Genomic DNA, 22,627 nt, shown 5'->3' on the forward strand with positions numbered 1-22,627 from the left:
GAATCGGGTGACCCCTCGGCGCGTCAGGACCGGCCGGCCGAGAGAAGCCTCAGCTCCCGTCCGCGCCGGACGGCCGCCGACCGGTCGGTCGCGCCGAGCTTGGCGTAGATCCTGCGGATGTGGGTGTTGACGGTGTTCAGCGACACCGAGAGCTCACCCGCGATCTCCAGGCGCGTGAGGTTGGTCGGCAGGAAGCGCAGCACGCGCAGCTCGCTCGGGCTGAGGCCGGGCCCCGGTTCCGGGGAGCCCGCGGCCGGGACGGCCCGGGGGATGTCGAGGATGTCGGCGATCAGTGTGGCGTGCGCGGTCTCGTGGAGCGGGATCGCCTCCAGCAGCCGCCGGGCGCCCGTCAGCGTGAACGGCAGGATCAGCCGGTCCGGCTCGGCGAGGTCGAGCGCGGTCTCGACGGCTTTGCGCGCGGTGTGGTGATGGCCCAGGGCCTCGCAGGCGAGCGCGTCCAGCAGGTGGGCCTCGACGCTCGTGAGGCGGAGCCGGGACGGAGCGGTGCCGTCCAGGACGGGTTCCAGCTCGCGCCGGGCGGCCTCGGGGGCGTGGTCGGCGAGCCGGACGAGCGCCCTGGCGTTGCGGATCTCCGGGGTGCCGGCCCGCTCATCGTCGAGCGCGTCGAGCATCGCCCGCGCCCGGTCGGTCCTGCCGAGGCGGACGTGGGCGGCGGCGGTCAGGCCGGTCACCAGGTTCGCCAGGGCGTGCTCGCCCGCCATGACCTCCTGGACGGACGCCGCGGACCCGTACTCCTCCAGGGCCCGCCCATGGTCGCCGCGCGCCGCGTGGAACATCCCGGTGACCAGGTGGAATAACAGCCGGACGCCGGGTTCGCTGCCCGGCGACACCACGCGCCCCGCCCGGTCCAGCCACTCCCGGGCCGGGCCGGGCTCGCCGGTCCAGACGAACGTGGCCGCGAGCGTCGCGAGCGCGGGGGCGATCACCGGTTCGGCGTCCCAGCCGTGCCGGGACGCCAGCGCGATCGCCTCCTCGCACCGCCGCCGGGCCAGGGCCGGTGAGCGGCTCAGGGCGGTGAATCCCCGGTGGGCGAGGCAGGCCACCTCCAGGTAGGGCCTGCCGATGTCGCGGGCGAGCGCCGCGCCCTCGGTGAGATGCCGTTCCCCGTCGTCCGGACGCAGCGACCACGCCTCGGCGACGCCGAGGTTCAGCAGGGCGAGGGCCCGCAGGTCGCTGCCGAGCGCGACGTCCGCGTTGGAGGGGACGGACAGCACCGGGGGCAACGCGCCCACCTGCTCGCGGATGCCGTCGAGGTCGCCGCGCATCCGCGCCAGCAGCAGGTCCAGGGAGGCGATCGTCAGCGCGAGCCGGTTGCGGTGCTCCGGCGGCCTCGCGGCGGCGAGGGACCGCCCGACCTCCAGGTGCGCCGCCGCCTCCACCGGGCGCGACTCGTTCAGCTCGGCGATCGTGTTCACCAGGGCCAGTTCCGGGGACTCCTCGTCGGCCCCGGGCGGGAAGGCGCGCAGCAGCGCCGTCACGGTTCCCGCGCGGCCGTCCAGGGTCAGGCCGAGCGCCCGGTCGCACAGCAGCCGGGCGGCGTCCGGCCAGTCGCCCGCCGCCTGCAGATGCCGGACGGCGTCGGCGGGCCGCGCGTGCGCGGCGGACCAGCGCGCGGCGATCCGGTGCAGGGCGGGGATCTCGCCGGGCTGCGTGCGGCGCAGCTCCAGGCGGAGCAGGTCCCCGAACAGCCGGTGGTAGCGGAACAAGGTGCGTTCGGGATCGAGTGAGACGACGAAGGCGGCGGAGTCCTCCAGCTCCAGCAGGATCCGTTCCGACCCGGTCGCGCCCGTGAGCAGGTCGGCCAGCTCGCCGTTGACCCGGTCCATCAGCGAGGTGCGCAGCAGCAGCCGCTGGACGCCGGGCGGCTGCCGTTCCAGCATCTCGGCCAGCAGGTACTCGGCGACCGTCCGGTCGCTGCCGGAGAACTCGGCCGCGAACCGCTCGGGATCGGGATGGCCGGCCAGCGACAGGACCGCCAGCCGCAGCCCCGCCGCCCAGCCCTCGGTCCGCTCGTGGAGCACGGCGACGACACGGTCCGGCAGGCTGAGCCCGGCGGCGGCGACCAGTTCCCGCGACTCCGCCTCGGTGAAGCGCAGCTGGGCCAGCCGGATCTCGGCCAGCTCCCCGTCCAGCCGCGTCCGGTGCAGGCGCAGCGGCGGATCGCGGCGGCCGGCCACGACCACGTGCGCGTCCGGGGGCAGGCGGGACAGCAGCGACCGGAGGCCGTCGACGGCCTCGGCGGAGTTCAGCTCGTGCAGGTCGTCGATGACCAGGACGAACCGGCGCCCTCCCGCGCGGAGTTCGGACAGCACCGCGTCCACCAGGACGGAGCCACCGGAGCCGGGCGCCGCCGGCGGCGGATCCGCATCGAGGCCCGCACCGAGGCCCGCACTGAGGCCCTCACCTCGCCCCTTACCGTGGCCCTCACTGAGGGCCTCGCGGACCGCGGCGAGCACCGCCAGCCAGAACATCTGGGCGTCGTGCTGGTCCGGCGGCACCGTCACGAAGGCGATGGCGCGGTCCTGTCCCGGCCGTCCGGCCCACGCGCGCAGCAGGGACGTCTTCCCGCTCCCGGCGGGCGCCGAGACGACCGTCACCCGCTTCCCGGTGGCGCGGTCGAGCAGGGCGACGAGATCGTGGCGGTCGATCAGCATGCGCTTCCTCCCGCCGCCGGACGGCTCACCGGGGTCCGGCGGCGACCTCCACTATCGGCGAGGCGGCGCGCGCGGACAACGAGCAGACCGGGAGTCATCCGGCGTGCCTCGGAAGAATCACCACAATCCGGTGTCGGCGGGTCACCTGTTCGGCGGTGACCATGACCCCCGTCCGCTCGAGTGTCCGTTTCACTGGAGGTGAAGGTGAGAGCTCTCGTGGGGCCGCGCCGGATCGTCGCGCTGCTCGCCGCCGTGCTCCTGGCGCTGGGCCTGGCGTCCGCGGTCGCGGAGAAGGCGCGCGCGCAGCAGAACCCCGGCGACACGCACCGGCCCGCGACCTGGAACATCCAGGTCGGACGGGACCGCTGGGCCGGGGTGTACAACCTGATGAACCTGCACGACGTGGTCGCGTTGCAGGAGGTGCCGAACATCCCGCCCACGGCCGCCGTGTTCACCGGGCGCAGGCTGGGGGCGCTGAGCGAGTACCGCTGGCAGGAGGGCGGCCGGGGCCGCGTGGTCTACCTGTACATCCTGACCACCGGGTCGCGGAACCTCGGCATGGCGACGACCTGGCGGGCCGATGACATCGCGGTCGTCAACAGCGTCTACCGGCCGATGCTCGCGGTCGTCAACCACACCACCAACACGATGTTCGCCTCGGCGCACGCGTCCGCCAGCGGCGGCGGGGACGCGGCGACCCTCGTGCGGCGCGCCGCGGACTGGGCGAACTCGCGCGGCTACCAGTGGGCCGTGATGGGCGACTTCAACCGCGCGCCCGGGACGTTCGCCCGGCCCGGCGGGTCCTACCTCTACAACGCCGGGCAGGCGACCCAGCAGTCCGGCGGCGAGCTGGACTACATGGTCTCCAACGTCTACACCGAGAACTGGCAGGCGTCGGTGCTGCGGAACCAGGGCAGCGACCACTGGCCGGTCGGGTTCTCGTCCTTCCAGGCCGCGTCCAACGTCTACCCGAGCGTGTCGATCAGCAGCGACAGCAACGGCGGGGTGCTGGACGTCCTCGGCGGGACGGCGTCCAACGGCGCGCACGTGGGCGTCTACCCCGACCACGGCGGCACCAACCAGCGCTGGCAGCTCCGCTTCCTCGGACCGGAGCCCGGCCCGCGCAACTACCGCCTGCTGAGCGATCTCGGCGACTGGTGCCTGGACGTGGACAACGGCCTGAACTCGACCGTGGGCAGCTACAACAACGTCTGGCAGTGCCACGCCACCAACGGGGAACCCGAGACGGAGCACTGGTACCAGGACACGCAGAACTTCAACCTCAGCCACCCGTACCGCGGCGAGCCGGACCGCTACCGGATCGAGGACCACTCCACCGGCATGTACCTGAACATCCTCGGCAACAGCCATTCCGCCGGCGCCCAGGTCGGGCAGTACTGGTTCCAGTGGCAGGACAACGAGTACTTCCACATCCACCCCGAGTCCTGAGAACGGAGAACGCCCGGCCGGCGGCGGCCCGGGACATGGGACGGCCGGTGCTCCCTGGTGGGGCACCGGCCGTTGCGGGGTGGCTCCTTTCTCGGGGTTCGCCGGGGGCGGGGGATCAGCCGAAGCCGATGCCCCAGTGGTCTCCGGCGGGACGGGGCATCGGGAGGGTGCTCGGGTCGCCGTCGGCGGGGACGAGCTGGCCGCCCGGGCGCAGGAAGTCGCCTTCCTGGTTGCCCGACCGGAGGAGCAGCTCGCGCTCCTCGTGCTCCCACACCAGCGGTTCGCCGGTGAAGGGGGCGACCTTGACGACGGTGAGCGAGCCGTCGACGCAGGGGCCGTCGTCGCCGCTGCGCACCTCGAACTCGTAGCTGAGGGAGGTGCGGCCCAGCCGCTCGACCCGGAGGAGGGTCTCGACCACCTCGTGCCGCCACAGGCGGCGGCGGTAGCTGGCGGTGTAGTTGACCCGCGGCATGACGGGAAGGTGGTCCAGGCCGAGCCGGTGCAGCAGCGTCTGCTCGGCCGACTCGACCCACCGGATCACCGTCGAGTGGTGGTAGTGCCCGGTGACGTCGGTGTCGCACAGTTCGACGCGCTGGAGCACGCTGACGCTGGACGGTTCCGCCGGCATTGCGGTTCACCTCTTGATTTTCGGCAGACGGTGGAGGGATCGCCCCGAAACTATGGCCGTGGTGCACGCAGAGCAAGGAGTCGATCACCTGATGTTTCGTGTGTCGCGGACATGGGTACACGTTCCCGGCTCGCCGGGCGGGCGGGGGTTGCCTACGTGCCGTAGGGTGGCCGCACGATGACCAGGGTTGACGGGATTTCGGGGCGGGGGACGGGGCGCGACCCCGGGCGGCGGCGCGCGCTGCTGGAGGCCGCCGACCGGGTGATCCAGCGCGAGGGACCGGAGGCGTCGATGGCCGCCATCGCCGCCGAGGCCGGGATCAGCAAGCCCATCCTGTACCGCCACTTCGGCGACAAGAGCGGCCTGTACCAGGCGCTCGCCGAACGGCACGCGCGCAAGCTCATCGAGGGCGTCCGCGCCGAGTTCTCCCGCGCCGTCCCGGTGCGCGACCGCACCCGCACCACGATCGACACGTACCTGACGATGGTCTCGGCGAACCTGAACCTCTACCGGTTCCTGATGCACCGCGCCAGCGCCGAGGACGCCGCGACGCACAGCGCGATGAGCACGATGATCCGCGAGCTGGGCCGGGCGCTGGCCGAGGTGATGGTCGCCGACGGCGAGCTGGACGACCCGGTCCGCGCCTACGTGTGGGGGCACGCGGTCGTCGGGATGGTGCAGACGGCGGGCGACTGGTGGCTCGACCACACCGACGAGGTGCCCCGGCAGGTCGTCGTCGACAGCCTCGCCGACCTCATCCTCGGCGGGCTGCCCGCCGCGTCCGGCGGCCGCGTCCTGGAGGACTGACCGTCGGGCATCTCGGGGCCTCTGCTCGCGCGGGGGCCTCTGTCAGGATGGGCGGCATGGACCTTGAGCGGCTGGCCGTTCCCCTGGGCGAGGTGCTGGAAGAACGGTTCGGGCCCGGTGTCCGGGTGCGGGGGCTGAGCCGCGGCGGGGGCGGGGCGTCCCGGGTGACCTGCGGGTTCGAGGCCGTCGCGGCCGACGGGGCGGTGGCCCCGCTGATCCTGCGGCTGGGGACGCCCGGCGCGTCCGCGAGCATCCCGCTCGTGCGGGAGGCGGCGCTGATGCGGGCCGGGGCGCGGGCCGGCGTGCCCGGTCCCGAGGTGCTCGCGGCGGACGGCGCGGACGGCCCGCTCGGTGTCGAGTTCGTCGTGATGGAGCGGATCGTGGGGGAGACGATCCCGCGCCGGATCCTGCGCGACCCGGCGCTCGCGGACGTCCTTCCCCGGCTCGCGGCCAGGTGCGGGGAGATCCTCGCGGCGGTCCAGCGCGTCCCGGCGGGGGACGTGCCCGGCCTGGACGGCGGCGACCAGCTCGACGCGTGGCAGGGGATCCTCGCGGCGCTGCCCGAGCCGTATCCGGCGCTGGAGTTCGCGCTGCGGTGGCTCGGGCGGAACCGGCCTCCGGCGCGTCCGCCGGTCGTGGTGCACGGCGACTTCCGGAACGGGAACCTGATCGTCGGGCCGGACGGGGTCCGTGCCGTCCTGGACTGGGAGCTGGCGCATCTGGGCGACCCACTGGAGGACCTCGGGTGGCTGTGCGTGCGGGCGTGGCGGTTCGGCTCGGAGGCCCCGGTCGGCGGGTTCGGCGGGTACGACGACCTGGTGTCCGGCTACGAGCGCGCGGGCGGCGGGCCCGTGGACCGGGACGCGCTGCGCTGGTGGGAGATGTTCGGGACGGCCCGCTGGGGGATCCTGTGCGCCGTCCAGGCCGAGCGGCACCGGAGCGGCGCCGAGCGCTCCGTGGAATTGGCCGCGCTCGGCCGCCGCGTCGCGGAGAACGAAAGGGACCTGCTCCGGATGCTGCCCGGCGCATGAGCCCCGACCGGGGCGAACGGGCTAGGCGGAGCGGGTCAGGTGGAGCCGGTGAGGTGGGCGTAGACGATGAGGTTGTCGCGGTAGGAGTGCTCGTCGCGGTCGTAGGGGCCGCCGCAGGTGACCAGGCGGAGTCCGGCGTAGTGGACGTCCCCGTAGACCCGGCTGCCCGGAAAGTCCCATTTGGGCACTTGTTCGGTGGCGTCCACGGTGAACAGGGCCGTCCGGCCGTCGGAGCGCCGGACCCTCACGACCGCGCCCGGCCGCACCCTGTGCAGCCGGTAGAAGGCGGCCGGGCCGCTCCGGTCGTCGTAGTGGCCGAGCAGCACCGCCGGGCCGCGCTCGCCCGGCACCGGCCCGCCCCGGTACCAGCCGACGCGCCCGGCGGCCCGGAAGGGCGGCACCTGGACGGTCCCGTCGCGGTTCTGGCCGACGGGCATCACCGGCGCCCGGACGCCCGCGTCCGGGATCTCGACGCGCTCGGGCGCCGCGGCGGGCAGGTCGGCGCCGTCCGGGATGCTCCAGAGCGCCCGCGGCCCGCCGAGATCGCGGTAGTGCGCGGGCTCGGGCCGCGCGCGGACGCCGTGGCCGATCGCGACGGCGCCGAGGACGGCCAGGCCCCCGGCGACGAGGTAGGCGCGCCCGGTCATGCGGCGGCGTCCCGCGGGCCGGTCAGATCCGGTCGCGCGTGACGCGCGTCCGCAGCAGCGAGACCGCGCCGATCCCGGTCGCCCCGACGAGCAGCGTCAGGCCGAGGCCGGTCCACGGGACGTCCGGCCCCTGTGTCCCGCCCCCGCCGGTCATCGCCCCGCCGTGCGGCCGGTGGTCCTCCCGCCGTTCCCGTTCCGGGTGGCGCGTGCCGATCCGGAACGCGCCCTCCTGCGAGTAGTTGGACGTGATGCACTTCGCGGTGATCGAGTAGCGGCCCGCGCGGTCCCTGGTCGGCGTGGCCGAGACGCTGAACCAGCCGTCGTTGACCACCCCCCGGCCGTGCGCCGCGCCGGTGATGTTCACGTACCGGTCGCTGGTCCGGCAGCCGCCGGACACGGTGATCGACTGGCCCGGCCTGGCGACGGCCGGCGACACGTCCAGGTCGTCGGCCAGGGCTGGGCCGCAGGTCAGGGCCGTCCCGCCGAGCGCCGAACAGGCGATCACAACACGGGCGACGGTGTGGCGGGCGGTCACGATGTGCACGGTTCCCCCCGAAACATGCGGTGACATGGAGTGATTCTCCGCTCACGTCCGGTCTTCCCGGCACGTGCCCGTCACAAGGGGGGACCGGTGATTTCTTTACCGAGTGCCCCGGCCGCCATGACCGGCCGGGGCACCCGCCCTTGCCCACCGAGGGCCGAAGGGCCTACTGGATCAGCCGCCAGGAGGCGGGGGAGACGTCCGGCGCCTGGCCGGTGCCCGGACGCAGCGCCCGGAACAGCTCACCCTGGTAGGACACCAGCGCGCCCCGCCCGTAGGAGTCGCCCGGCTTCCAGTTCGGGACGCCGACGGGGGAGATCCGGCTCGTCCGGCCGTCCACCGCGCGCGTGCGGGTGAGCGCGGACGGGCCGACATGGACGGGCCCCGGGTACCCCTGCCACCGGACACCGTCCGTGGAGTACTCGACCGCCAGGCCCGGGTCCCGGACGTTGGCGCTGAGCGTCCCGCCGTCGATCTTCCCGCCGGGCAGCGGGATCCGGTAGTTCACCCCGGCGCCCGGCAGCCCGACCGGACGGTACGACGACAGCAGCGGGAAGGTGACCTGCCCGAGCGTGTTGCTGAAGACGTTCCACGCGGCGGGCATCTGCGCGGACGTCGGGGTGGCGCGGTTCCACGCCCGCTCGGCCACGCCGAGCAGCTTCGGGAACGCCTGGTACTCGCGCAGCTGCGGCGTCATGCCGTTCTCGCCGAACAGCTGCGCCTCCATGCCGAGGATGTTCCTGCGTCCCTCAGGGGTCAGCCTCGTCCAGGCCGGATTCGGCGTGATCGGGTTGCCCCAGCGGTCCTCGGTGGCGTTCGCGTACACGTCGAACGGCTGGTAGGTGAACGTGGACTTCTCGTCGACGTACTCGGCCCAGTAGTAGCCGGGCTCGTCCGGGTCCTTGTTGTAGGCGAGGTCCATGTACAGGTTCGTGGCGTGCGCCAGGATCACCGGCGTGCCCTCGTTCGCGAACCGGTAGGCCCAGTCCTCGCGTCCCCAGCCCCACACGTTCTGCCACGGCAGCGGCGTGAAGCCCTTGAGGCGGAAGGAGGTGGTCGGGTCGGTGATGTCCTCCCAGCCGGACGTCTCGGGAGCGGCCGTCCGCGCGATGTCGTTCCACTTGCCGAAGAACAGGTTCTTGAGCGCGTTGCCGTCCTTGCCCGCGGTCTCGGGGTTGCTCTTGCACGCGGGCGAGCCGGACCACCAGGTGTCGGGCGCGCCGGGCGGCTCGTCCCCGCCGAGGCTGATGCGGCCGAGCGGCGCGCCCGCCCCCGCGTAGATCTTCTTGACCTCTCCGACGACCTTGGTCAGGAACCGGTAGGTGCCCGGCACGCACGGGTTCGCCATGTTGTCGGTGTAGCCCTGCACGCTGACGTGGTGGGACGTGTCGTTCGGGTCGAGCATCCGGTACGTGGCGTCGCCCGTGTCCTTGTAGCGGCGTTCCATCGCCTGGACGGCCGCCCGCGCGTGCGCGGGGAAGTCGAACTCGGGGATCACCTCGATGTGCCGGGCCTTGGCGTACCGCAGGATCGCCTGGAAGTCGGCCACCGAGTAGGAGCCGCTGCCCTTGCCGACGAAGTTCAGCACGTCCGGCTCGTACCCCTGGTACGCCGGGGGACGGCCGAGGTTCGCCTCCGTCTGGTTCCGGGCCTTGCCCGCGATGCCGTCGCCGCCGCCGAGGTCGTTCACCGAGCCCATGCCCTCGTGCAGGGCGCCGGTCTCGGCCGGGTCGAACGCGCGGTGCGCGCCGAAGCCGGTCAGCTCCGGCAGCCCCGGGATCTGGATCCGCCAGCCCTCGTCGTCGGTGAGGCGCAGGTGCAGCTTGTTCAGCTTCGTGAACGACATCAGGTCCAGGAACTTCTCGATCGTCGGCCCGCTCTCGAAGTGGCGGGAGACGTCGATGGCCATGCCGCGGTACGGGAACAGCGGCGCGTCCGCGATCGCCGCGCGGGGCACCTGGACCGCGCCGCCCCCGTGCCCGGCGGCGGCGTCCCGGTACGCCTTGGCCGGGACGAGCTGCCGCAGCGTCTGGACGCCGTGCAGCACCCCGGCCGCGTCCGTCCCGACGATCTCCACGCCGGACGCCGTGGACGTGAGCGTGTAGCCCTCGGCGTCCGGCTTGCCGTCGTGGTCGACGTCCAGCCTCGGGTCGGTGCGCAGCGTGATCGGCGCGCCCTGGGCGCGGGTGACGTCGCCGAGCGCGGACCGCAGGTACGCGGCCTCGCCCCGCAGGTTCCCCGGCGCGCGGACGTCCGAGCCGCCGCCGACGGCGACCGTCCCGCCGGACGCCTTCGCCGACAGCGGCTGCGGCAGGATGCTCTGCTGGAGCGTCAGCGGCACCTTCGTCTCGGTGTTGTCGGCGTACCGGCGCGCGGCGTCCTGCACCGGGCGGGCGTCGCCGCTGAACGCCTTGGTCTGCTTCGGGTCGGTCGGGTCGAGCAGGGCCTTGGCGGGCATCCAGTGCGGCGTGCCGCCGTCGTAGGAGATGCTCCATCCGGCCGGGGCGTCGGTCTTCTGGACGGCCCACAGCTCCATATTGAAATCGATCTGGCGGCGCTCGCCGGGCTTGACGGGCGTGAACGCCGCGGTCGGCTTCAGGACGTAGAAGTCGCCGCTCTGCGCCCTGTCGGCGCGCGCGACGCTGAGCCCCTGGTCGGCGAGCTGCCTGCGGCCGATGTCGCCGGGCGTCCCGGACAGCACGGCCGCGGGCTGCCGGACGGAGGTGAAGTACATGGCCCACCCGGACGACCCGAGACCGCACCGGCGGTCGCGGTCGTCCAGGGTGAGCCGGGCGCGGAAGTAGACGGCGTCGGTGACCGTGTGGTCGACCGGCTGGAACGTCATCTGGAGTGCGCGCGGGTCCGGGTGGCAGGCGGCGGACGCGGGCGCGGGCGCGAGCACCGCCGCCCCGGCGGCCGTCAACGCGGCGACCGGGACGAGCACCGCCGTCTTGGGCGGTCTTCTCAGGGCTGGCTGCGACATGAACAGGAAAGTAACCTGTCTATTTGCCGTCTCCCGGCGGCCTCCGGGCGCCCTGATCCGGCCAGCCCGGAACCCGCAGGCCCGGCCCTCCGTCCGCTACCGGACAGCACCACGAGGTTGACCCCGCCCCGGCGGTCCCGCGGCGAGGCCGTCCCCGGGTCAGCGGAGCGCGAACTCCCAGCCGCGGCCCTCGCCGTACTCGCGCAGCAGCCGCCGCGCCGTGGTCGTGACGTGCACCTCGTCCGGGCCGTCGAAGACGCGGCCCGCGCGGGCGTGCCGGTACATCGCGTCCAGCGGGGTGTCGGGGGTGAGGCCCTGCGCCCCGTGCACCTGGATCGCGCGGTCGACGACCGCGTTCAGCATCCGCGCCGCGACCACCTTGACCACGCCGATCTCGACCCGCGCCTGGTCGCCCTGGTCGATCCGGTGCGCGGCGTGCAGGGTCAGCATCCGCGCCGACTGGATCTCGGCGTAGGAGTCGAAGACGTGCTGCTGCATCAGCTGCTTGTCCGCCAGGGGGCCGCCGAACGCCGTCCGGGAGTTCAGCCGCTCGCACATCAGGTCGAACGCGCGCTGCGCCTGCCCGAGGAAGCGCATGCAGTGGAAGATCCGGCCCGGCCCGAGCCGCTCCTGCGCGATGACGAACCCGTGCCCGCGCTCGCCGAGCAGGTTCTCGCGCGGCACCCGGACCTCGTCGTACAGCACCTCGCAGTGCCCGCCGTCGAGGCCGAGGACGGGGGTGTCGCGGACGATCGTGTACCCCGGCGTGTCCGTCGGGACGAGGATCATGCTGAACGCGCGGTGCGGCGGCGCGTCCGGCTCGGTGCGGCACATCACGGTCGTGTAGGCGGCGCGGTCGGCGTAGGTGGTGAACCACTTGCGGCCGCGGATCACCCACGCGCCGTCCTCCAGTGTCGCGGCCGTGGTGATCTGCGTCGGGTCGGAGCTGGACACGCCCGGCTCGGTCATCGCGAAGCTCGGCCAGATCTCGCCCTGCACCAGCGGCTTCAGGAACCGCTCGCGCTGCGCCCCGCTGGCGTGCCGGTGCAGCATCAGGGAGTCCTGGAGCGTGAGCGTGCCGAGCGCGACCTGCCCGTACTCGCTGCGTCCCTGCACCTCGTTGACGTACACGTAGTCGAGGAACGGCAGCCCGCCCCCGCCCAGCTCCCGGGGGTGCCCGAGCGCCCACAGGCCCTCGGCCTTGGCCTCCCCCTGCAACCGGGCCATCGTCTCGCGGGCCTCGTCGCCGCCGCGTCCCAGCGCGGGTTCGGCGGGCTCGACCCGTTCGGTCATGAAGGCGTGCACGGCGTCACGGACGGGACGCACCGACGCGGGAACCTCGAAGCTCATCCGACCACCTCCTAGAATCGCATTCTGTCCCAGGAGGAGGAGACACGCGATGCCCCCGCCGCACGACGCCCCCGGACCCGGCGAACTCGTCGCGGCCGTCCGCGAGTTCCTCGAACGCGACGTCCTCGGCGCCCTCTCCGGCCGGACCCGCTTCCACGCCCTCGTCGCGATCAACGTCCTCGGCATCGTCGAACGTGAACTGGACCTCGGCCCCGGCCAGGCCGAACGCCACCGCGCCCGGCTCCGCGACCTGGGCTTCCCCGACGACGCCGCCCTCGCCGCCGCGATCCGCGACGGCGCGCTCGACGACCGCCACGCCGAGCTCAAGGACGCGCTGACCGCGATGGTCCGCGACAAACTCGCCGTCGCCGACCCCCGCCACCTCGACGACTGAACCCCGAAGACGATCGCCCCCGGAAGACGGCCGATCCCGGAAGGGCGATCCCGGACAGGGCGGCCGGCCCCGGGAACGCGGACGGCCCGGCCCCCGGGAGCGAGGGCCGGGCCGGGTTCCGCGGTCACGCGACGGACCGGGACGGCGGGATCACGTGCTGGAGGCGACCGCCGGCTCGTGCACCTTCGGGTCGTCCTCGTCGGCGGTGTAGTCCTCCGGCGTGGTGACGTCCTCGCCGTCCTTCAGGCCCGTGGCCTTCAGGACCAGCGAGACCGCGACGGCCACGACGAGGTTCACCAGCAGCGCCAGGATGCCGACGTACACCGTCATCCTGGTGTCCAGGCCGAGGTCGCTCAGCTTGTAGGCCGAGCCCCCGAAGTGCGCCTTGCCCTTGGCCACGTTCGGGATCTCGTACAGCATCCACAGGCCGGCCGCCATGCCCGCCAGCCAGCCCGCGATCAGCCCGCCCCGGTGGAACCAGCCGGTCACCAGGCCGAGGCCCACCGACGGGAGCGTCTGCAGGATGATGACGCCGCCGATCAGCTGGAGGTCGATGGAGAACTCCGGGTCCAGCGCCAGGATGCAGACGACCGCGCCGACCTTGACGACCAGCGAGACCAGCTTGGAGACGACCGCCTCCTCCTTGTCGGTCGCGTCCTTGCGCCAGAACTCCTTGTAGATGTTGCGGGTGAACAGGTTCGCCGCCGCGATCGACATGATCGCCGCCGGGACCAGCGCGCCGATCCCGACCGCCGCGAACGCCACGCCCGCGAACCAGTCCGGGAACATCTTGTCGAACAGCACCGGGACGACCGTGTTGGTGTCCGGCTTGCCGCCGGACGACAGCGGCTTCACGCCGGCCGCGATCGCCATGTAGCCGAGCAGCGCGATCAGGCCGAGGACGAAGCTGTAGGCCGGCAGCGCCGCCATGTTCCGCTTGATGACGTCCCGGTTCTTGCTGGCCAGGACGCCGGTGATGCTGTGCGGGTAGAGGAACAGCGCCAGCGCCGAGCCCAGCGCGAGCATCGCGTAGTTCAGCTGGTTCGTGCCGTCCAGCAGGACGCCGTCGCTCGGCGCGGGCGTCTTGGCGAACTTGGCCTGCGCCGTGTCGAAGATGTTGCCCCAGCCGCCGACCTTCGACGGGATGTACAGCACGGCCACGATGATCACGATGTAGATCAGCGCGTCCTTGACGAAGGCGATCAGCGCCGGGGCGCGCAGCCCCGACTGGTAGGTGTAGGCCGCCAGGATCGCGAACGCGATGAGGATCGGCCAGTGCCCGTTCACGCCCATCGCCTTCAGCACCGACTCGATGCCGACCAGCTGCAGCGCGATGTACGGCATCGTCGCGACGATGCCGGTGACCGCGATGACGGCCGCGAGGGTGGGGGAGCCGAACCGGGCCCGGACGAAGTCCGCCGGGGTGACGAACCCGTGCCGGTGCGACACCGACCAGAGCCGGATCAGGACCAGGAACACCAGCGGGTACACCACGATCGTGTACGGGACGGCGTAGAAGCCGGCCGCGCCCGCGCCGAACACCAGCGCCGGGACGGCGACGAAGGTGTAGGCGGTGTACAGGTCGCCGCCGATCAGGAACCAGGTGATCCAGCTGCCGAACGAGCGGCCGCCGAGGCCCCACTCGTCCAGGCTGTCCATGGTCTGCGGCCGCCGCCACCGCGCCGCGACGAAGCCCATGCCGCTGACCAGCACGAACAGCACCGCGAAGACGACGAACTCGGTCATGTGGTCCTTCACCGGTCATCCCCCTTCCGGCGCTTGGCCGCCTGGTAGACGATCGCCGTGCAGAGCACGCCGAGCGGGATGAACGCGAACTGCATCCAGTAGAACGCCGGGAACCCGCCGATCCGGGGCCCGTCGTGGTTGAACAGCACGGTCAGCAGGGGGACGACGACCGGGACGACGAGCAGCCAGTTGAGGGGGTGGTGGTCCGAGCGGCGCCGGGGGACGGGGGCGCTCGCCTTGGGGGGTTCGGGGGGTGGGTCCTGCGGGGACAAGGGGATCCTCCTCGCGCACGTGACGCGTTCGCGGCCGACCAGGACGTCCACTATGTGAGACGGTCCCTGGCCTGGGGTGGGTGCCCGGAAGACTACTGGTTGTCCGATTACGGTCCGGTCTCGGGCGCGGCACGAGTGCGTGGAGCGTTCCAGCATGTGAAACGGCCGGTCATGCGCGAGGGCCGGGCGCGGGCCCGTGCCTCGGGGAGGGGGCGGGGATCAGGCGCCGGTGAAGTCGTCGGCGATGTCGCGGGTGCCGTAGCCGTCCGGCGCGGGCACCTCGACGATCGGGTCGTCCCGGTCGTCGTACTCGACGCGCAGCGCCCGCGCCATCGTCGCGTGCATCTCGTACAGGCAGGTCACGTAGGTGAGTTCGAGGATCTGCTCGTCCGGGAGGTGCTTCTTGAGGGTCGCGAACACCTCGTCGTGGACGCGGCCGCCGTTGAGGACGAGGGCGTCGGCGTAGGCGAGGACCGCCCGCTCCAGCTCGTCGAACAGGTCCGAGACCTCCCAGCAGGCGACAGCCCGGACCTTCTCGTCCGGGACGCCGAGCGCCCGCATCTGCTTGCAGTGCTGCGAGAACACGAACTGGCTGCCGCGCGCCCACCCGGCCCGCGTCTGCCCCAGCTCGCGCAGGACGGGGTCCAGCCGGACGCCCCGGTAGACCTCGAAGCCCTTGACGCAGTGCTTGAAGATCGCCTGGTCGAGCGCGAACGTCGTCCACCAGTCCCCGGGCGACCCGGTCGCCGTCCCCCGGCCCTCGGTCGGGTCGGAGTCCTCGCCGAAGAGCCGGTCGTAGAAGAAGAGGGCGAGCCTGTCGTCCCTGGCCTCGAGTTCGGCGCGGGGGACCTGGCGGAGTCGGGGCATCGGCGTTCTCCTTCGGGCGGCGGCGGCGGCGACGGACGGGGCGGCGGCGGGGACGGGATGGGTCAGACGGTGCGGTCGGCGGCGGTCCTCGGCTCGTGCCGGACGTCCTCGGGGCGGTCCAGCTCACGCAGCCAGCAGGCGAACTCGACCAGGACGCCGTCGGGGTCCTTGAAGTAGATCGAGCGGACGAACACGCCGTCGTGGACGTCCTTGGCGACGCCGAACTCGCTGTCGTCGTGGTTCAGCAGGACGCCGACGTCGACGCCCTTGGCGATCAGCCGGTCCCGGTACTCCTCGATCCGCTCCGGCGGGACGTCGAAGGCGATGTGATTCATCGAGCCGACCGCCGACAGCAGCTCGCCCCGGTCGGGCAGGCCCTTGGGCGCCGTCACGCCGGGCACCGCCTCGGGCGCGTCGGGGAACCAGAAGAACGCCAGCGCGTTCCCGCCGCCGCAGTCGAAGAAGAAGTGCTGGCCCCAGCCCATGGGCAGGTCGATCGTCTTGATCAGCGGCATGCCGAGGACGCCCTGGTAGAAGTCCACGGTCCGCTTCATGTCGCGGCACACCAGCGCCAGGTGGTTCACCCCGCGCAGCTCGAACTCGGTGTTGGTGCGGCCGGTTCCGGTGGAGGTCATGCGGTCCTCCCGCGCAGTGTCGGTAAGTGACCCCTTTCTGCTCATCCTGCCAGGAACGGCGGCCGGGCAGAACCCCGTTCGGTTCATGATCCGCGCGGATCCGGGCCGGACTCCCGGCCGGGCGGCCGACCCGCGGGGCGTTCCGGGGTGAATCGGGCAGGGCGTGGCGGGGGCGGCGCGGCAGCGGGTACGCTCGGCGCATGCGAACCGACACCCACCGCCAGTGGTGGTGGCGCCGCTGAGGCGGCGCCGGTATTCGCACGTTCGACGACCAGGCGATCGCCCCTCACCGGCGGTCGCCTTTCGCGTGCCGGCGGTGCGGGGCCTTGATCAGACGAGGGGCCACCGCGGTGGAGACCGTCCAGCAGAAGCCTCTGACCAGCGAGTTCGAGACCGCCGGGGGAATACGGGTGCGCCGCGTGGCCGCGCCGGTCGACTCCGCGCGCAAGTCCGGCGTGCTCAACACGCTCGTCGCCGCCGTGGGGGAGCGGCGCGGCGGCGTGCTCAGCTCCGGCATGGAGTATCCCGGCCGCTACAGCCGCTGGCACATGGCCTACGTCGACCCCTGTCTGGAGCTCGTCGCGCGCGGCCGGACGGTCACCGCCCGCGCCCTGAACGACCGCGGGCGGGTGCTGCTGCCCGCCGTCGCGTCCGCCGTGGCCGGGACGGGCGAGACCCGCGCGCGGACCGGCGACCTGGTCGAGGTGTTCGTCCCGCCGACCGGCGCGTTCTTCACCGAGGAGCAGCGCAGCCGCCAGCCGACCGTGTTCTCGGCCCTGCGCGCGGTGGTCGACCTGTTCCGCTGCGACGACCCGCACCTCGGCCTGTACGGGGCGTTCGGCTACGACCTGTCGCTCCAGTTCGAGCCGCTGCGCACCCGCCTCGAGCGCCCGGCCGACCAGCGCGACCTGGTCCTGCACCTCGCCGACGAGATGGTCGTCGTCGACCGCAAGCGCGAGACGTCCCACCGGCTGTCGTACGAGTTCACCGTGGACGGCGCGTCCACCGACGGCCTTCCGCGCCTGACGGGGCCGGCCCCGGCGCGGGGCGCCGCCGAGCTCCCGCCGCAGCCCGTCCCCGGCGTGTACGCGCAGATGGTGCGGGACGCCAAGGACAAGTTCGTCCGCGGTGACCTGTTCGAGGTCACGCCCGGCCACGCCATGCACGGGCGGTGCACCGACCCGGCGGCGTTCTTCGAGCGGCTCCGCGAGACCAACCCCGCGCCGTACGAGTTCATGTTCAACCTCGGGGACGGCGAGTTCCTGGTCGGCGCGTCCCCGGAGATGTTCGTCCGGGTGGGCGGCGACCGGGTCGAGACCTGCCCGATCGCCGGGACGATCCGGCGCGGCGGGGACGCCCTGGAGGACGCCGAGCAGATCCGCACGATCCTGGCGTCCGCCAAGGACGAGTCGGAGCTGACGATGTGCACCGACGTGGACCGCAACGACAAGTCGCGGATCTGCGTCCCGGGCAGCGTGAAGGTGCTCGGGCGGCGGCAGATCGAGCTGTACTCGCGGCTGATCCACACCGTCGACCACATCGAGGGGCGGCTGCGCCCCGGCTTCGACGCCCTCGACGCGTTCCTCACCCACATGTGGGCGGTGACGGTCACGGGCGCGCCGAAGACGTGGGCGATGCAGTTCATCGAGGACCATGAGGACGCGCCGCGCCGCTGGTACGGCGGCGCGGTCGGGTTCGTCGGCTTCGACGGGTCGATGAACACCGGCCTGACGCTGCGCACCGCGCAGATCCGCGACGGCGTCGCGACCGTCCGGGCGGGCGCGACCCTTCTCTACGACTCGGACCCGGACGAGGAGGAGCGCGAGACGCACCTCAAGGCGAGCGCGCTGCTGCGGGCGCTCGCCGCGTCCGAGGGCGCGGGCGCGCAGGCCGGGCCCTCCGGCGAGCCCATTGGCGGGGACGTCGCCGGGGACGCGCCGGAGGGGGCGGGTGAGGGCATGAAGGTGCTGCTCGTCGACCACGAGGACTCGTTCGTCAACACCCTCGCCGACTACTTCCGGCAGCAGGGCGCGGACGTGGTGACGCTGCGGCACGGCTTCCCCCCGAGCCTGCTGGACGAGCACGCTCCCGACCTAGTGGTGCTGTCGCCCGGTCCGGGCCGTCCGGCGGACTTCGCGATGTCGGCGCTGCTGGACGAGCTGGACGCGCGCCGCCTGCCCGCGTTCGGCGTGTGCCTCGGCCTCCAGGCGATGGTCGAGCACGCGGGCGGCGAGCTGGCGCTCCTGCCCGAGCCCGCGCACGGCAAGCCCGGCGGCGTGGAGGTGACCGGCGGGAAGCTGTTCGACGGTCTGCCCGGCACGTTCACCGCCGCCCGCTACCACTCCCTGCACGCCACGCCGGACCGGGTGAAGGGCGGCTTCCAGGTGACGGCGCTGCTCGGCGACGTGGTCATGGCCGTCGAGGACCCGGAGCGGCGGCGCTGGGCCGTCCAGTTCCACCCGGAGTCGATCCTGACCGCGCAGGGCCGGGCCGGGCACCGGATCGTGGCGAACGCCCTGCGACTCGCCCGCAATTCCTGACGAAGGCTGTCAGTCTTTCCTGCCAGCGTGGAGGTCATGACGACGAAATCACTGGCAGGAAAGATCGCTTTGGTGGCGGGCGGGACGCGCGGCGCGGGCCGCGGCATCGCGACCGAGCTCGGCGCGCTGGGCGCGACCGTGTACGTGACGGGCCGGTCGACCCGCGCCGGGCGGTCCGAGATGGACCGTCCGGAGACGATCGAGGAGACCGCCGAGCGCGTCACCGCCGCGGGCGGCGAGGGCATCGCGGTCAAGGTCGACCACCTCGACCCCGCGCGGGTCCAGGCCCTGGTGCGGCGGATCGACGCCGAACGCGGACGCCTGGACGTCCTGGTCAACGACGTGTGGGGCGGCGACCACCTCTTCGAGTTCGGCAAGCGGCTGTGGGAGCAGAACCTCGACGACGGGCTGCGCCTGCTGCGGCTCGCGGTCGACACCCACCTGATCACCAGCCACGCGGCGCTGCCGCTGCTCACCCGCAACCCCGGCGGCCTGGTCGTCGAGCTCACCGACGGCACGGCCGACTTCAACGCGGTCTACCGGGCCGAGTGCGGCCCGTTCTTCGACCTGGCGAAGTGGTCGGTGATCCGGCTCGCGACCGCGCAGGCGCACGAGATCGGCCCGCTCGGCGGGACGGCGGTCTCGGTCTCGCCCGGATTCCTGCGGTCCGAGGCGATGCTGGACCACTTCGGCGTGACCGAGGAGAACTGGCGCGTCCAGGCCGAGAAGGACCCGGCCTTCGGAGTGTCGGAGACCCCGGCCTACGTCGGGCGGGGCGTCGCGTCCCTGGCGGCCGACCCGGACCGGGCGCGCTGGAACGGCCGGTCGCTCGACAGCGGCTTCCTGGCCAAGGAGTACGGCTTCACCGACGTGGACGGCAGCCGTCCGGACGTGTGGCCCTACATCCGCAAGCTGCGTGACGGTGAGGACCCGGGGAACCCCGAGGACTACCGGTAGAGGTCCGCCGCGCGCCCGGTGGCCTCGGCCATCCGGGCGCGCAGCCCCGCCGGCGCGAGCACCTCGACGTCGGGGCCGAGGCCGAGCAGCTGGGAGAACGCCACGTCCGCCGACTCGACGGGCAGCACGACCGTGACCCAGCCGTCCTCGCCCGGTGGCGCGGACGCCTCGCGGGCGTGCGCGGCGGCCTCCTCGCCCAGATGGAACCTCAGGGAGCGCAGCCCGCCGGGGCTGAGCCGGACGGTCACCTCGTCCCGCAGCATCCCGCGCAGGAACGCCGCCGTGCTCTCCCGCCAGAACCCGGCCAGGTCGAACCCCTCGTCCCGGGCGAAGTGCCCGCCCAGCGGCCGGACGCCGGTGATCCGGTCCACCCGGTAGGTGCGGTGGCCGTCCCCGACCCGCGCCACCAGGTACCAGCCGCCGTTCTTCAGCACCAGCCCGTACGGCTCGACCTCCCGGACGACCTCCCGCCCGCGGCGGTACCGGATCTCGACCCGCTCGTCCGTCCAGACCGCGCGGGCCAGGTCGCGCAGCGGGGCGGGCGGCGACGGGTCGCCGAACCAGCCAGGCGCGTCCAGGTGGAACCGCTGGCCCGCGCGCAGCGGCGCGTCCTGGAGCACCGGCGGGAGCGCCGCCCGGACCTTCAGCTCGGCCGTGGCGACCGCGTCCGCCAGGCCCATGTCCCCGGCCGGGCCACGCAGGCCCGCCAGGAACAGCGCCTCCGCCTCCTCGCGGGTCAGGCCGGTCAGCCGCGTCCGGTAGCCGCCGACGAGCCGGTACCCGCCGCCAGGGCCCCGGTCCGCGTACACCGGCACCCCGGCGGCCGACAGCGCCTCGACGTCGCGGTACACGGTCCGCTCGGACACCTCCAGCTCGGCGGCCAGGTCCGCGGCGGTCATCTCGCCGCGCGACTGGAGGAGCAGGACCAGGGAGATCAGCCGGGAAGCGCGCACATCCACCATTCTGACAAGTTCGTGGCAGATAGCGGTGTAGATCATGGTCCCGGCCCCCGAGGCGCTGTTACGTTCGCCGACATGCTGACCGAGAACACCCCCGTTCACGCGTTCATCGACGCGCTGCCGAAGGTGGAGCTGCACGTCCACCTCGTCGGCTCGGCGTCGGTGCCGACCGTCCTGGAACTGGCCAACCGGCACCCGGACGGCTCCGTCCCGACGACCGAGGCCGAGCTCGACGCCTTCTACACCTTCCGCAACTTCACCGACTTCGCCAACGTCTACCTGGCGGTGTCCGACCTCGTCCGCACCCCCGAGGACGTCGCGACGCTCGTCCTCGGCGCGGCCCGGGACCTGTCCGCGCAGAACGTCCGCTACTTCGAGCTGACCGTCACGCCGTTCAGCCACCAGCGCGTCGGCATGCCGATGCCCGCGATCACCGAGGCCCTCAACGACGCCGCCCGCCGCGCCCAGAGCGAGCACGGCGTCCGGCTCGCCTACATCTTCGACATCCCCGCCGAGAACGGCGCCGAGGGCGCCCTCGGCACCGTCGAGCACGCCGTCCGGTACGCGCCGGACGCGCTGGTCGGGTTCGGCATCGGCGGCGGGGAGGAGTTCCGCCCCCCGAACCGGGACGCCTTCCGTGACGCGTTCGCCCGCGCCCGCGCCGCCGGGCTGCGCAGCCTCCCGCACGGCGGCGAGATGACCGGCCCCGAGACGATCTGGGAGTGCCTGGACCACTACGGCGCCGAGCGCATCGGGCACGGCATCAACTGCCTCGCCGACCCGAGGCTGGTCGAGGTCCTGCGCGAGCGGCAGATCCCCCTGGAGGTCTGCCCGACCTCCAACGTCCGCACCGGCCAGGTCCCCGACCTCGCGTCCCACCCGCTGCCGCGGCTGCTGGAGGAGGGCCTGTTCGTCACCCTCAACAGCGACGACCCGCCCATGTTCGACACCACCCTCACCGGCGAGTACCGCGTCGCCGCCGACGTGTTCGGCCTCGGCCCGGCCGAGCTCGCCGGGCTCGCCCGCAACGGCGTCACGGCGTCCTGCCTGGACGCCGTCGACCAGAAGGCGATCCTGGACGAGATCGACGCCGTCACGGCGTCCCACACGTCCTAGCGGCCCCGGGCGGCGTTTGCCGCGGGCGGCGGGAAGGCGGGTGGCGGCTAGCCCCAGGCCATCCGCCGCCACGGGCTGGCCGGGTCGGTCGTCAGGATGCGGTGCCCCTCCAGGGACCGCAGGTACCAGTCGCCGAACTCGCCGTCGTCGAACCGCAGCATCCGGCCGAGGACGTAGGCGGCCGAGAACTCCTCCCAGGAGTCGTAGGTGCGGTACGCGCGGTACCCGGCGGTCAGCGCGCAGTCCCGGGCGGTCTCGACGTCGCAGAACCCGGCGTTGAGACCCCACCGGGCCATGTTCACCGCCCGGCCGAAGTCGTACCCGTACACGCTGGTCACCTGGCCGTGCGGACGCAGCAGGCCGTCCGCGCGGAACCGCTCCTCGTACCGCCGGACCTGCCCGGACAGCTCGTCCAGCGCCTCGGTCGTCTCGCGGGAGATGTCCCGCTCCCCGCACCAGCGGTGGATCTCCCGCGACCACGCCTCCGGCGACGGCTGCCGGCAGTCCAGGACGACCTGGATCGCCGGGTCGCTGTTCTCGGCGTCCAGCAGCTTGTCGATCTGCTCCCGCCAGCTGTCCGGATCGGTCACGCTCCAGTCGCGGGCGAGCAGCTCGCGGTTCTCCTCCGGGCCGTCCGGGTCGGCGAGGCTGTTCCACGGCGTGCCGTTCCCGACCGCCAGGTGCGCGCCCACCGCCAGCGCGTGCGCGAGCTTCCCCCACGCGGGCGCCTCCGGATCGGTGATCAGGACGTCGTGGTCCCGGTCCGGGCGGTTCTCCGCCTCGGCCAGCATCTCCGCCACCCGCCGGTGCCCCTCCCCGCCCGGGGCGAGCTGCCCCAGCAGGTCGCGCAGCGGGCCCGTCGCGTCGCGGCCCGCGTCCCGCAGGATCAGCCGCCCCGCGTGCACGCCCGCCTTCTCCGCGCGCGGCCCGTCCCCGAGCGCCTGGAACGCCGTCATCGCCGACCACGCCCGGCGCGCCGCCTCGTCGGGGATGCCCGCGTTCGCCAGCACCTCGGCGGCCACCGCCGCCA

At 73.2% G+C, this 22,627-nt stretch carries 19 protein-coding genes; 7 read left to right on the top strand and 12 right to left on the bottom strand.

All coding sequences use genetic code 11. From position 1 onward, the window contains the following. Nucleotides 1-23 precede the first annotated feature (23 nt). The gene (locus EBO15_RS30085; RefSeq protein WP_122197842.1) at nt 24-2,675 is read right to left on the bottom strand and encodes an AAA family ATPase; all 2,652 of its coding nucleotides are present in this window, start codon (nt 2,673-2,675) and stop codon (nt 24-26) included. A 204-nt stretch (nt 2,676-2,879) separates the two neighbouring features. On the opposite strand from EBO15_RS30085, the gene EBO15_RS30090 reads away from it, so the two are divergent. Next, nucleotides 2,880-4,124 (top strand): RICIN domain-containing protein, encoded by a 1,245-nt coding sequence (locus tag EBO15_RS30090; protein WP_147481717.1) that lies wholly within the window; start codon nt 2,880-2,882, stop codon nt 4,122-4,124. 115 nt (nt 4,125-4,239) lie between these two features. On the opposite strand, the gene EBO15_RS30095 is transcribed toward EBO15_RS30090, so the two are convergent. Then, nucleotides 4,240-4,752, bottom strand: a complete 513-nt coding sequence (locus tag EBO15_RS30095) for an acyl-CoA thioesterase (RefSeq protein WP_122197844.1) — start codon at nt 4,750-4,752, stop codon at nt 4,240-4,242. Between the two features lie 177 nt (nt 4,753-4,929). Between EBO15_RS30095 and EBO15_RS30100 the strand changes: the two genes are divergently transcribed. Together EBO15_RS30100 and EBO15_RS30105 are read left to right on the top strand one after the other, a co-directional pair. After that, nucleotides 4,930-5,559 carry a TetR family transcriptional regulator gene (locus EBO15_RS30100; protein WP_122197845.1) on the top strand — a complete coding sequence of 210 codons (630 nt, stop codon included), beginning with the start codon at nt 4,930-4,932 and terminating at the stop codon, nt 5,557-5,559. Nucleotides 5,560-5,615: 56 nt separating this feature from the next. Next, a complete protein-coding gene (locus tag EBO15_RS30105) occupies nt 5,616-6,590 on the top strand; it encodes a phosphotransferase family protein (RefSeq protein ID WP_122197846.1) in 975 nt (324 codons plus the stop codon). 35 nt (nt 6,591-6,625) lie between these two features. On the opposite strand, the gene EBO15_RS30110 is transcribed toward EBO15_RS30105, so the two are convergent. From EBO15_RS30110 to EBO15_RS30125, 4 genes are all read right to left on the bottom strand, one after another. Beyond that, nucleotides 6,626-7,237: a class F sortase gene (locus EBO15_RS30110; protein WP_122197847.1), complete on the bottom strand. Its 612-nt coding sequence runs from the start codon at nt 7,235-7,237 to the stop codon at nt 6,626-6,628. Between the two features lie 22 nt (nt 7,238-7,259). Then, on the bottom strand, nt 7,260-7,772 hold the full coding sequence (locus EBO15_RS30115; protein ID WP_147481718.1) for a hypothetical protein: 513 nt from the start codon (nt 7,770-7,772) through the stop codon (nt 7,260-7,262). Between the two features lie 172 nt (nt 7,773-7,944). Continuing rightward, nucleotides 7,945-10,761 carry a family 20 glycosylhydrolase gene (locus tag EBO15_RS30120; protein WP_122197849.1) on the bottom strand — a complete coding sequence of 939 codons (2,817 nt, stop codon included), beginning with the start codon at nt 10,759-10,761 and terminating at the stop codon, nt 7,945-7,947. Nucleotides 10,762-10,920: 159 nt separating this feature from the next. Next, nucleotides 10,921-12,111 (bottom strand): acyl-CoA dehydrogenase family protein, encoded by a 1,191-nt coding sequence (locus EBO15_RS30125; RefSeq protein ID WP_122197850.1) that lies wholly within the window; start codon nt 12,109-12,111, stop codon nt 10,921-10,923. A gap of 49 nt (nt 12,112-12,160) precedes the next feature. Between EBO15_RS30125 and EBO15_RS30130 the strand changes: the two genes are divergently transcribed. After that, entirely contained in the window at nt 12,161-12,505 is a 345-nt protein-coding gene (locus EBO15_RS30130) for a DUF6285 domain-containing protein (RefSeq protein ID WP_122197851.1), read from the top strand. 150 nt (nt 12,506-12,655) lie between these two features. Here the strand turns inward: EBO15_RS30130 and mctP are convergent, their stop codons facing one another. The 4 genes from mctP to EBO15_RS30150 form a co-directional block, all read right to left on the bottom strand. Continuing rightward, the gene (gene mctP, locus EBO15_RS30135) at nt 12,656-14,251 is read right to left on the bottom strand and encodes a monocarboxylate uptake permease MctP (RefSeq protein ID WP_122197862.1); all 1,596 of its coding nucleotides are present in this window, start codon (nt 14,249-14,251) and stop codon (nt 12,656-12,658) included. An 8-nt stretch (nt 14,252-14,259) separates the two neighbouring features. After that, the gene (locus EBO15_RS46300) at nt 14,260-14,523 is read right to left on the bottom strand and encodes a DUF3311 domain-containing protein (protein ID WP_233616529.1); all 264 of its coding nucleotides are present in this window, start codon (nt 14,521-14,523) and stop codon (nt 14,260-14,262) included. A 219-nt stretch (nt 14,524-14,742) separates the two neighbouring features. Then, nucleotides 14,743-15,390 (bottom strand): carboxymuconolactone decarboxylase family protein, encoded by a 648-nt coding sequence (locus tag EBO15_RS30145; RefSeq protein WP_122197853.1) that lies wholly within the window; start codon nt 15,388-15,390, stop codon nt 14,743-14,745. 62 nt (nt 15,391-15,452) lie between these two features. After that, a complete protein-coding gene (locus EBO15_RS30150) occupies nt 15,453-16,025 on the bottom strand; it encodes a VOC family protein (RefSeq protein ID WP_122197854.1) in 573 nt (190 codons plus the stop codon). 326 nt (nt 16,026-16,351) lie between these two features. Between EBO15_RS30150 and EBO15_RS30155 the strand changes: the two genes are divergently transcribed. Both EBO15_RS30155 and EBO15_RS30160 read left to right on the top strand, forming a co-directional pair. Then, entirely contained in the window at nt 16,352-18,565 is a 2,214-nt protein-coding gene (locus EBO15_RS30155) for an anthranilate synthase component I (RefSeq protein ID WP_233616530.1), read from the top strand. 36 nt (nt 18,566-18,601) lie between these two features. Then, the gene (locus EBO15_RS30160) at nt 18,602-19,522 is read left to right on the top strand and encodes an SDR family oxidoreductase (protein WP_122197863.1); all 921 of its coding nucleotides are present in this window, start codon (nt 18,602-18,604) and stop codon (nt 19,520-19,522) included. On the opposite strand, the gene EBO15_RS30165 is transcribed toward EBO15_RS30160, so the two are convergent. Next, on the bottom strand, nt 19,513-20,484 hold the full coding sequence (locus tag EBO15_RS30165; protein WP_325051945.1) for a helix-turn-helix transcriptional regulator: 972 nt from the start codon (nt 20,482-20,484) through the stop codon (nt 19,513-19,515). The genes EBO15_RS30160 and EBO15_RS30165 overlap by 10 nt on opposite strands. A gap of 72 nt (nt 20,485-20,556) precedes the next feature. Here EBO15_RS30165 and add point away from each other — a divergent pair, with 72 nt between their 5' ends. Further along, nucleotides 20,557-21,597 (top strand): adenosine deaminase, encoded by a 1,041-nt coding sequence (add, locus tag EBO15_RS30170; protein ID WP_122197857.1) that lies wholly within the window; start codon nt 20,557-20,559, stop codon nt 21,595-21,597. Between the two features lie 47 nt (nt 21,598-21,644). On the opposite strand, the gene EBO15_RS30175 is transcribed toward add, so the two are convergent. Continuing rightward, nucleotides 21,645-22,627 (bottom strand): DUF1266 domain-containing protein (locus EBO15_RS30175; RefSeq protein ID WP_147481719.1); only part of this gene is annotated, 983 nt, incomplete at its 5' end.

The organism is Actinomadura harenae, assembly GCF_003696215.1.
GTDB lineage: Bacteria > Actinomycetota > Actinomycetes > Streptosporangiales > Streptosporangiaceae > Spirillospora > Spirillospora harenae.

Bases quoted from the DNA above. Each gene is read 5' to 3' on its own strand.
- EBO15_RS30150 (WP_122197854.1), bottom strand. From the start codon at position 16,025: ATGACCTCCACCGGAACCGGCCGCACCAACACCGAGTTCGAGCTGCGC.
- EBO15_RS30160 (WP_122197863.1), top strand. From the start codon at position 18,602: ATGACGACGAAATCACTGGCAGGAAAGATCGCTTTGGTGGCGGGCGGG.
- EBO15_RS30145 (WP_122197853.1), bottom strand. From the start codon at position 15,390: ATGCCCCGACTCCGCCAGGTCCCCCGCGCCGAACTCGAGGCCAGGGAC.
- EBO15_RS30165 (WP_325051945.1), bottom strand. From the start codon at position 20,484: ATGGTGGATGTGCGCGCTTCCCGGCTGATCTCCCTGGTCCTGCTCCTC.
- add (WP_122197857.1), top strand. From the start codon at position 20,557: ATGCTGACCGAGAACACCCCCGTTCACGCGTTCATCGACGCGCTGCCG.
- mctP (WP_122197862.1), bottom strand. From the start codon at position 14,251: ATGACCGAGTTCGTCGTCTTCGCGGTGCTGTTCGTGCTGGTCAGCGGC.
- EBO15_RS30095 (WP_122197844.1), bottom strand. From the start codon at position 4,752: ATGCCGGCGGAACCGTCCAGCGTCAGCGTGCTCCAGCGCGTCGAACTG.
- EBO15_RS30110 (WP_122197847.1), bottom strand. From the start codon at position 7,237: ATGACCGGGCGCGCCTACCTCGTCGCCGGGGGCCTGGCCGTCCTCGGC.
- EBO15_RS30085 (WP_122197842.1), bottom strand. From the start codon at position 2,675: ATGCTGATCGACCGCCACGATCTCGTCGCCCTGCTCGACCGCGCCACC.
- EBO15_RS30100 (WP_122197845.1), top strand. From the start codon at position 4,930: ATGACCAGGGTTGACGGGATTTCGGGGCGGGGGACGGGGCGCGACCCC.
- EBO15_RS30120 (WP_122197849.1), bottom strand. From the start codon at position 10,761: ATGTCGCAGCCAGCCCTGAGAAGACCGCCCAAGACGGCGGTGCTCGTC.
- EBO15_RS30130 (WP_122197851.1), top strand. From the start codon at position 12,161: ATGCCCCCGCCGCACGACGCCCCCGGACCCGGCGAACTCGTCGCGGCC.
- EBO15_RS30105 (WP_122197846.1), top strand. From the start codon at position 5,616: ATGGACCTTGAGCGGCTGGCCGTTCCCCTGGGCGAGGTGCTGGAAGAA.
- EBO15_RS30125 (WP_122197850.1), bottom strand. From the start codon at position 12,111: ATGAGCTTCGAGGTTCCCGCGTCGGTGCGTCCCGTCCGTGACGCCGTG.